The organism is Caulobacter sp. 05T431 (genome assembly GCF_056665975.1).
Genome location: NZ_JBFTKU010000107.1, coordinates 1 through 466, shown reverse-complemented (window position 1 = coordinate 466; position 466 = coordinate 1). Strand labels below are relative to the sequence as shown.

Annotated in this window: 1 protein-coding gene; it reads right to left on the bottom strand. The window is 63.0% G+C overall.

The window, feature by feature from the left end:
* Nucleotides 1–296: LysR family transcriptional regulator (locus tag AC1U89_RS24725; RefSeq protein WP_479902253.1), on the bottom strand; the 296-nt coding region annotated here is incomplete at its 3' end.
* Nucleotides 297–466 lie beyond the last annotated feature (170 nt).

The window sequence follows — 466 nt, the reverse complement described above, 5'->3', positions numbered from 1 at the left end:
GGACAGGTCACCCTGACGGTACCGCGCGGCTCGGCGCGCGTCAGCTCCACGGCTTCCTGTGCAGCCTCGGCCTCCATCAGCATCGCCTTGCAATGCTCGTAGTAGGTGCGGCCAATYTCGGTCATGGTGAAGCGGCGCGTCGAGCGCTGGATCAGCCGAACGCCGAGTCGTTCCTCCAGGACGGCGATGCGCCGGCTAAGCCGGGACTTGGGCATTCCCAGTGCGCGGCCAGCCGGCGCGAATCCGCCGTGCTCAACCGCCTGCACATAGAAGTAGAGGTCATTTAGGTCCTGCACGCCACTTCCTTCTCCCTTCATCGTTCACCAGATAGGACTATGACGTCCAATCTAGCACTCTAGTGCGTCCCGCGTCCCAATCCTATGCTTTCTCCATCCGACGAATGGTCGCGAGCGGCCAGACCTTCCACACGGTGCGATGCCACCGCCCCTTACCCAGGAGACCCATC